We start from the raw sequence: 9,032 nt of genomic DNA, 5'->3' as shown, positions 1-9,032 counted from the left end.
CCGCCGACCGATCCCGACGCGCAGATTACTCGACTGCTGGAGCAAATTGCCCATCTGCATCGACAGTCGGCCTCAGCGGCTCAATTGCAGGACGCTTATCGCACGCTAGGGGATGCCTATCGCGATCGCATTGAGCAGGGCGACACCAGTCTGCCCACCCTGATGGCTGCGCTGCAAGCCTACGAGCAGGTGATGGTGCGCCTGCCGGATAAATCGCCATTGTGGACGGATTTGCTGAACGACGTGGGCAATCTCTGCTGGCTACTGTCGCGCAATCCGCCCGCTCCTGACCAGGTGTTGCCCAACCTGCGGCAGGCGATTCAGTCTTATCAACTGGCGCTGAAAAAGCTGGACACCCACACCCAGGCCCAGAGCTATCCCATGCTGCACAACAACCTGGGGGCAGCCTACGCCGATTTGGCCCGCTACGAGCAGCCCATTGAGAATTTACAGAAATCGGCGCAATCTTACCGAGAGGCGCTGCGCTATCGGGATGCCAGCAGCGATCCCGCCCGCTATGCCTCGACGCAGAATAACCTGGGCACGACCTACTGGAATCTGGCGCAACACCACCAGCCCAAAGAGTCTCTGAAGCGGGCGATCGCCGCCTATCAGGAAGCACTGAAATATCCCAATAGCCAGCCGCCGCTGAGCTACGCCATGATCCAAAACAACCTGGGCACGGCGCTGTGGAGTTTGGCGCAGATCGAGCAGCCAGAGGTCTACCTGCCCAAGGCGATCGCCGCCTATCGTCAATCGCTTCAGCAGCGCACCCTGGATGCGGCTCCGGCCGCCTTTGCCGCCACACAAAACAACCTGGGCACGGCCCTCTGGCATCTGGCGCTGTGTCTGGGCGATCGCCCCCAAGAGCAACTTCAAAAGCTCCAGGCAGCCATCCAGGCTTACGAAGCCGCATTGCAGGGCGTAGCAAAGCTCGAAGCGCTATCCAGCCCAGTCATGCTCAGCTTTGACCCCGCCACCACACACAACAACCTCGGCCTCGCCTATTTCCACATTGCCACCCAGGTTCCCCGGCTCTTGGGCACTGCGCCAGAGGTCGCCCCCCTCGAAAAAGCGCTGCACCACCATCTCCAGGCCGCCACCCGATGGCAGCACCAGCCGGAACTGCGGCAAGCGGCGATGCAGAGCGTGTTGCAAACCCTGAAAGCCTTTTACGAACTGTTTGGAACGGCAGGGCAAAATCAGGCGCTCTCGACCGTACCTGCCCACTTGCTACCCGAACTCTTGCCCCGCCTATAGTTCCGCTGTGTTACGCGGCCTATAGTACGCAGCCTGTAGTATGCAATCTGTAGTACGCATCTGTAGCACACCGCCTGTAGCACGCAGCCTGCGAGAACCATACTTCCAGTCCATACTTTTCCATAAAGACACCACCTGCTTTTTCTCCTATCGTTGAAAGCGCCAGGACTTACGCACCTGCGATACGTTTTCTGGGTTTTGGGCGATTTCTCGTGAGCTGCGCCTGCGAGGAGTCGTCCAACTGCGTGAGTCCTAAGCGTTAAGGGATGCCAACCAGTTGGGTTAATAAACCCATCGACTGACTTTGCTGCGGCATCACTCAAGCTAAAATCCATAGACGACTTTAGGAGAACCATAGGAGAGCATGGTGCAATGATGAAACGCTTCACATCGTTCAAGTCTGCCAAGTCTCGGTCTGCCAATTCTGCAAACTCTACTGAAACGACCACTCCAAAATTTAAGACTCTAACCCACCCAGGCGCATCAGCCGATGGTTCAGGCACATTGAGGCTGCGCTGGCTGGGACGAGGCGGGGCGATCGCCCTCCTGTTGGCCGCAGCCGCCTGCCAACCGCCTACGCCGACCAGTAGCACGTCTAGCCCAGCCGCCAGCCCGGCCGCAGGCGGATCGGGTGCGCTGAAACTGGGGACGCTCTTGCCTGTCACGGGCGACCTGGCCCAATATGGACAGCCCATGCAAGATAGCGTCGGGTTCTTGGTGGAAACCGTCAATGCCTGTGGAGGCGTGATGGGGCAACCCGTGCAACTGGTGTCCGAGGACGACCAGACTGATCCAGCAGCAGGGGCATCGGGCATGACCAAGCTAGCCGAGGTGGATCGAGTCGGCGCAGTGGTGGGCGCGGCCGCCAGTTCCGTCTCCAGCGCTGCTGTGGATATCGCGGTGCGAAATCAGGTCGTGCAAATCTCCCCCTCCAGCACCAGTCCTGTATTTACCGAGCGGGCGAAGAAGGGAGAATTTAACGGCTTTTGGCTGAGAACTGCGCCCCCCGACACCTTCCAGGGTGACGCGCTAGCCCAGCTCGCCAATCAAGAAGGCATCAAAACGATCGCCATCCTCGCCATCAACAATGACTACGGCAACGGACTCGTCCAGGCCTTTGTGCCTGCCTTCAAAGCCTTGGGCGGCACGGTCGTCAACGAATCCAACCCCACCAAATACGCCCCCAACGCCACCAGTTTTGACTCGGAAGTGGGCAGCGCCTTTGGCAGCAAACCCGATGCCGTGCTGATCATCGCCTATCCCGAATCGGGCAGCATCATTCTCAAAGCCGCCCAGGAGCAAGGCTTCCTCGACGGCACGACCAAGGTGCTTTTCACCGACGGCATGAAGACCGACAACCTGGCGGAACTGGTCGGCAAGACGGCCGACGGCAAGTTCATCGTGACGGGGATGATGGGCACGGCCCCTAGTGCAGGCGGCCCGGGGCTAAACGACTTCCGCGATCGCTACCGAGAAAAGTTCAACCGCGACCCACAGGTCTATGACCCCAATAGCTGGGACGCAGCAGCGCTCCTCGTTTTGGCAGCAGAAGCAGCCAAGAGCGGCAGTGGCCCCGCCCTGAAAGACAGCATTCGCAGCGTGTCTAACCCCCCCGGTGAACAAACCACCGACATCTGCGCAGCGCTGGCCCTTGTTCGCGAGGGCAAGGACATAGACTTTCAGGGGGCAAGCGGCAGCCTGGACTTTGACGAGCAGGGTGACGTGGTGGGCAGCTACGACGTTTGGACGGTTAATGATGCCGGACAAATCGAGGTCAAGTCCACGATTAACGTCGGCGGATAAAATTGGCGGGTAGCGTCGCCAGATAGCGCCGGACGACTTCGTTTCATCCGGAAAAAGGCTTTGCCTGAACCCAACGCAGAGAAGAAGGCATGGAGGGTTCAGGCAAAGCCTAAATGGTCGGTATATTGCCAGATTCGGTATATTGCCAGATATTGCCAGTATTTGGAATTCTGAAGGCTTGGCTGAAGATCCTTAGCCCAAGACATCAGCCCAAGACATAGAACCAAGAGCGATTCAGGCTGGAACAAGCTCAGCAGCCCTCCTCAAGCAGCCCTTCTCAAAAGAGATGCAAAGAGATGCGGCAAACTCAGACCCGCACACGCTAACAGGGCTGAGGTGCTTTGAAATCCTGGAAAGCCAGTTAAAACCTGGAGGCTAAAATTTAGCTGCCTGCGGAAACCAACTTGCGCTGCTTTTCAATTTGGAGCTGCTGGAGCAGGGCCTCGGCCTCGGCGCGGAGGTGCAACAGCTCAAGCTGATGGGCTTTGTCGTAGGGAAGCTTGTTCAGCTCTGGAGCGGGGGTGGCTGAAACAAGACTGCGATCGCTCTCAACTGCGGGGTTATCTAGCATAGCTCGGTCACCAACGTTACCAACTACAACGTCACCAACTACAACGTCACCAACAATGGGAGAAACAGACGCATCCACAGAAACATTCACTGCTTGACCAGTAGAAACCTGATCCAGAGACAGATGCAAAGTTGCGCTAGTCATTTGTACTCACTCACACCATTAAGTAATCTTAACTTAGTGCTAAAGATTGATCCTAGTCAAATAATTGATGCACCCACCGCAGAATGTGGCAGTTTGGGCACTGGTCAGCGTCCCGACCAAACGGCAGCGCGATCGCACTCAGTTGCGCCTGTTCTCACGGGTTACGTAGCCAGCCCTCTGCGGGTAGACTTGAGATCCATCCCCCATTTCGATCTGTCCCTCATTTCACTCCAGTTGTGCGATTGCCTTGTGCGATCGCCTTGTGCGATCGCCCGCTTGCTGAACATGCCTTCCTCAGACCGCTTTTTCAAACTGCTTTTTCAAATCGAGCCTGAGTCTGAATCGAGTCCGAGTCTGAATCGAGTCCGAGTCTGATGAAGCCTCAGCCACTATAGGCGAAAATGGGAATCTTGAAACGAGTTTTGTAGCACCCTTTTAGAGATAGCCTTTTGAACACAGCGTCTAGATTCAGCAGTCCGAGCTTTTTGGAGCGGGGTTGAGACTGAAATACTAAATCTCAGTCTGAATCTCAATCTGAATCTTCAAAATCGACCTTCCAGCTAAGAGACTCCTGTTTTGCCCAATTAGTTGCCTGAAACCAACGCCACTTTTCGATAAAACTGCTTTTCAGCAAAACCGCTTTTCACCGCTTTTCAAACTTACGCTCAGTGATATTGCCGTGACCCTGACTTCTGATTCCCATCTGGTTCAACCTGTTGATCGACCTGCAAGTTCTGCCAGCAGCGCGGCTGCCTGGGGCGGGCTGATCGAAACCTATCGCCGCTATCTGCCCGTGACGGCGCAAACGCCGGTGGTGACGCTGCTAGAGGGAAACACGCCGCTGATCCCCGTTCCGGCGATCGCCCAAGAGATTGGTCGCGGCGTGCAGGTGTTTGTCAAGTACGACGGGCTGAACCCGACGGGCAGCTTCAAAGACCGGGGCATGACCATGGCCATTTCCAAAGCCAAGGAAGCCGGAGCCGAAGCGGTGATCTGTGCCAGCACGGGCAATACCTCCGCTGCGGCCGCCGCCTACGCCAGACGGGGCGGGCTGCGTCCCTTTGTGCTAATTCCCGATGGCTATGTGGCGGTGGGCAAGCTGGCCCAGGCGCTCCTCTATGGCGCAGAGGTGCTGGCGATTCAGGGCAACTTTGACCGGGCGCTGCAAATTGTGCGCGACATGGCAGAGCATTACCCAATTACGCTGGTGAACTCGGTCAATCCCTACCGCCTAGAGGGGCAAAAGACCGCCGCCTTTGAAATTGTGGACGTGCTGGGTACTGCGCCCGACTGGCTCTGCATTCCCGTCGGCAACGCGGGCAACATCACCGCCTACTGGATGGGCTTTTGCCAATATCACCAGGAAGGCAAGTGCGATCGCCTGCCCCGGATGATGGGCTTTCAGGCGGCGGGCGCATCGCCCCTGGTCAGCGGGGCCCCAGTTCCCCATCCCGAAACGCTGGCCACCGCAATCCGCATTGGCAACCCCGCAAGCTGGGAAAAGGCGATCGCCGTCCGAGATGCCAGCCAGGGCGAGTTCAACGCCGTCACCGACGAAGAAATTTTGGCCGCCTACCGCCTGCTGGCCAGCCGCGAGGGTATTTTCTGCGAACCCGCCAGCGCCTCTTCTGTGGCGGGCCTGCTCAAGGTAAAAGATCGCGTGCCTGCGGAAGCTACCGTCGTCTGCGTCCTCACAGGAAACGGGCTAAAAGACCCCGACACCGCCATCAAGCATTGCGAAAACCAGTTCAAAGGCGGCATTGCGCCGGAGTTGGAGGCCGTCGCGCAGGCAATGGGATTTTAGGAATTTGATCGATTGCGATTTTGGATTTGCGGTGAGGAACTTTAAGCGACTCTTGTTCTCCTGCTCACCACGCAGGAGCACCCGACGGTTTACCCATGCCCTCAGCGGGTTAATCCAATCGCCTGGCCTGGCCCAATATTCGTCCAGATACAGCCGCAAAAAGTCCCGCGCTGCCGCCGGATTGAGCGTGTCCAACGCCGCCACAATCGCAGGAATTGATTCTGCGGTAGGATCTCGCGTTTCGTTAAACCAATTGTTGACCGTGCCACGACTAATGCCCATCGTTACGGCTAGGCGATTTTGGCTAATGCCATAGGTGGTTAGAACAGTTCTTAGCGCGTTGCCTGCTTTACCCATGCCCTCATCGTGTCAGGGGGACATGACGGAGTAAATGTTTGTAATCACAAACACTTGAAGCAAGATGGTGTTTGTGATTACAAACACTCTGCAAAGCATGAGAAGGAACTAACCGCATGAGCAAACCGCTTTTTAATGCTGAAGAATCCCTGAAGCAGTCCGAAAACATCGGGTCGCACCCCTCACAACCGTTCTACAACAAGATGATTTTGGTTGGCGCACCGGACTGGGTGAGTCGAAGGGCGATCGCGCTCCTGCCCAGCTTCAGGGTCTAGACGGGCTAAGATCGGTTCGACGGGCAATTTGGCGAACGGCGTTTACAAGAATTCTGTCGTGGTGAAGCGGGCGAGGCGGGGCTATCTGGTCGATGCGGCGGGGCGATCGCTCCCCAGCGTCAGCACGATCCTCAACGCCACCAAGCCGCCAGAGGCACGAGAGGCGCTGGCAAAATGGCGCGATCGCCTGGGGGCAGAGGAGGCAGGACGCATCGCCACCGCCGCCAGCCGTCGGGGCAGCCAGACCCACGCCCACATCCGCCGCTATCTGGCAGGCGAAAATCCCACCTGTCCCGATGCCGTGCGCCCCTACTGGGAAAGCCTGGAGCCGATTGTTGCAGAAATCCAGAGCGTGCGGCTGCTAGAAGCGCCCGTGTTTCACTATGACCTGGGCTATGCAGGCAAAGTGGACTGCGTAGCCAGCTATCGCGGCGTCCCCTGCGTGCTGGACTGGAAAACGGGCGATCGCCCCAAGGGCAGTATCGAGCGGCTGTATGATGGCCCACTGCAACTGGCGGCCTACTGCGGCGCGGTGAACCATTACTGCGAAGCCGAGAAGATTCACATCCGCGAAGCCATGCTGGTAGTGGCCATTCCCCACCAGCCCGCCGAGGTGTTCTGGTTTGAACCGGGGGCGATCGCCCAATACTGGGGCCAGTGGCAGCGGCGTGTAGGGGAATACTATCGGCGCATGGGGTCGAGATAGCCAAAAAATAGCGGCGATCGCCCTTCCGCAAAAAGCATGAATTGATGATGTAAAGACAGTTGAAACAGTAGTAAACCGCCTGCCGGCGACGGGTTTGGCAAACGTACTCGGAGCTTACGTCACAAAAGTGAGCGGCCATCAGGGAGACAAGACGGTCATCCTGGTCAAACCCTGGACTGGCGGAGCGCCCCCGATGAGGTCGAGCGGCATCGGTTGGAAGCCTGTTCAGGGTGTGGGGTGTCCTTAGCGACGGTTCCGGTTGAGACAGTCTTGATGCCGATTTTAACCGGACGGCAAACGGTCGCAAAACGCCCCAGGAAGTCTTGACGAGCATCCAGCAAGATAACGCCTAATTGCCGCTAATTGGCTTTACAAAGAGGATAAATGGAACCAACCCTGCTCTGATAGGCGCTGCCATGCCTTTTGCACTGCCATGCCTTTTGCAAATGTTGGGGCTTGAAGAGCTGGCGCTTGCGATCGCTCCACTTGTGAACTAGGGCGATCGCCACTTCTACATCCTCTGCAACGGCTGGGTCTTCCTTAGCAACCCAATGCAGCGTTGCCAGCATCTCCATGCCATAAGGAGTCTTAAAGCCCTCAATCAGCTGGCTCACCTGCTCCAGCCGTTCGCGGGCATCCTGATGAGCCGCCAAAAACGCCTCTGCCTAGGCGTGCCCCTCTAGCAGCACATACATCTGGGAATGCTGAGGGCGATCGCCGTAGCCCTTGATATGGTGACCGTTGCGAAAAACCCTTGAAACTACCCAGCTTAAAGGGTTTCGGGATAAAAGCCGGTGATGAGATTTGAACTCACGGCCGCTCGATTACGAATCGAGTGCTCTACCACTGAGCTACACCGGCAAGGCTGCATCGAGCGTTGCAAAGTCAATTTTTACAGACAATCATGAATTGTAGCAGCCCTGAGTGATTTATGAAATGGGTTTCTGCGCCCAGAGGTGGGCTGCGCGGGTTTTCTACGCTTCCAAAAATCGAGAGGCCTTACGCAGTTGGACAATTTCTTGTGGGTGCAGCCCGCGAGAAGTTGTCCAAAACCCAAAGAGCGTATCGCAAATGCATAAGTCCTGATCGATTCAGACCAGTCTATCTGGGATTACTCCGGGTTGCCCTGTAGTCAAAGCCAGTTGCTACAAAACAGCGGGGCGAAGCCCAAAGCTGCAAAAGCTACAAAAGCACCTATCATGAGTAGGTCTATTTTCAGCGCTTGCTTTGGAGCGCTTTGAGCGAACTAGATTTGGGTGTTGCCGATGGTACAACTGATTCTGCGTGTGAATACAGCAACCGTGTTTAAGCTGCGGCCCGAGCCGACTTCTCTGTTGCAGCCCAATGAAATGGTGGCGATCGCCTCTGGCAACACCTACCCGCTGCATTCCTATGCCTACGCCAATATCAATGGCTCCTTCAACGGACATATAAAGTTTGCATTGCAAAACCGAACCATCAACGGATTCAACACCTGGTTTGTGTCGAGTCTGGATGCCCAAGTCGAAGCCAACGGGGTCGTGGTCTACCCGCACGAAGATCAAGAGAGCATACCGATCCTCTGGATTAATCAAAATACAATCCTGAAGCGCCGCCCGGTCGATTCATCTGCGTTGTCCCCTTCAGAACGAGTCTCGATCCAGCGGGGACGGACGATCAACCTGCATTCCTACGCCTTCGCCGACGCGCAGGGCGAATTTAACAACCATATTAAGTTTGCCATTCGCGATCGCGCTGATTTTATCAACGGGCTAAGCACTTGGTTCGTGTTCAATCAGCACGCTTTCGTCACCTTCGATGGAGACGTGGTGTATCCCCCCGAAGACCCCAATGCGTTTATCTTGCGAATTACGCAAAACACGCTGTTCAAACGTCGCCCGGTGCAGTCGTCGCAGCTTGCGCCCAACGAACAGGCTCCTGCCGTTCCAGGGACGCTGCTGGTGATTGACAACTATGCCTTTGCCGATGCCCAGGGATCGTTCAACTCACACATCAAGTTTGCCCTCAAGTACGTCAAAGACAATATCTACGGGTTTAACACCTGGTACGTATTTGACCAACATGCGCGAGTCGAGCAGGCAGGCAGAGTCGTTTATCCCAGACCCCAACCGA

The 9,032-nt window shown here is 56.5% G+C and carries 8 protein-coding genes, 1 tRNA gene and 1 pseudogene; 6 read left to right on the top strand and 4 right to left on the bottom strand.

The annotated features are described in order from the left end of the window. Window positions 1–1,260, top strand: a pseudogene (locus tag IGS51_RS12105) (tetratricopeptide repeat protein); the annotation flags it as partial. Window positions 1,261–1,764: 504 nt separating this feature from the next. Beyond that, a complete protein-coding gene (locus IGS51_RS12100; RefSeq protein WP_297078619.1) occupies window positions 1,765–3,063 on the top strand; it encodes an ABC transporter substrate-binding protein in 1,299 nt (432 codons plus the stop codon). Window positions 3,064–3,445: 382 nt separating this feature from the next. Here IGS51_RS12100 and IGS51_RS12095 read toward each other — a convergent pair whose 3' ends face one another. Next, window positions 3,446–3,634 carry a hypothetical protein gene (locus tag IGS51_RS12095; protein WP_297078618.1) on the bottom strand — a complete coding sequence of 63 codons (189 nt, stop codon included), beginning with the start codon at window positions 3,632–3,634 and terminating at the stop codon, window positions 3,446–3,448. Between the two features lie 847 nt (window positions 3,635–4,481). Here IGS51_RS12095 and thrC point away from each other — a divergent pair. Beyond that, window positions 4,482–5,582, top strand: coding sequence for a threonine synthase (thrC, locus tag IGS51_RS12090; protein ID WP_225906889.1), 1,101 nt, complete (start codon window positions 4,482–4,484; stop codon window positions 5,580–5,582). On the opposite strand, the gene IGS51_RS22375 is transcribed toward thrC, so the two are convergent. After that, window positions 5,484–5,939, bottom strand: coding sequence for a helix-turn-helix domain-containing protein (locus tag IGS51_RS22375; RefSeq protein WP_367279329.1), 456 nt, complete (start codon window positions 5,937–5,939; stop codon window positions 5,484–5,486). The two genes, thrC and IGS51_RS22375, sit on opposite strands and share 99 nt — an antisense overlap. A gap of 116 nt (window positions 5,940–6,055) precedes the next feature. On the opposite strand from IGS51_RS22375, the gene IGS51_RS12080 reads away from it, so the two are divergent. Both IGS51_RS12080 and IGS51_RS12075 read left to right on the top strand, forming a co-directional pair. Next, complete coding sequence (locus IGS51_RS12080) at window positions 6,056–6,214, top strand: hypothetical protein (protein ID WP_297078617.1); 159 nt, start codon at window positions 6,056–6,058, stop codon at window positions 6,212–6,214. Between the two features lie 28 nt (window positions 6,215–6,242). Next, window positions 6,243–6,920 (top strand): PD-(D/E)XK nuclease family protein, encoded by a 678-nt coding sequence (locus IGS51_RS12075; protein ID WP_297078616.1) that lies wholly within the window; start codon window positions 6,243–6,245, stop codon window positions 6,918–6,920. A 359-nt stretch (window positions 6,921–7,279) separates the two neighbouring features. Here the strand turns inward: IGS51_RS12075 and IGS51_RS12070 are convergent, their stop codons facing one another. Then, window positions 7,280–7,573, bottom strand: coding sequence for a hypothetical protein (locus tag IGS51_RS12070; RefSeq protein WP_297078615.1), 294 nt, complete (start codon window positions 7,571–7,573; stop codon window positions 7,280–7,282). A 136-nt stretch (window positions 7,574–7,709) separates the two neighbouring features. Further along, window positions 7,710–7,781: transfer RNA gene (locus IGS51_RS12065), tRNA-Thr, on the bottom strand. Window positions 7,782–8,185: 404 nt separating this feature from the next. Between IGS51_RS12065 and IGS51_RS12060 the strand changes: the two genes are divergently transcribed. Continuing rightward, the coding region (locus tag IGS51_RS12060; protein ID WP_367279328.1) for a peptidase M15A at window positions 8,186–9,032 on the top strand (847 nt) is incomplete at its 3' end.

It is taken from the genome of Thermoleptolyngbya sp. M55_K2018_002 (assembly GCF_015295965.1).
Taxonomy (GTDB): Bacteria; Cyanobacteriota; Cyanobacteriia; order Elainellales; family Elainellaceae; genus Thermoleptolyngbya; species Thermoleptolyngbya sichuanensis.
Note: the sequence above shows the minus strand (reverse complement) of the source record. Positions and strands in the feature narration are given on the sequence as shown.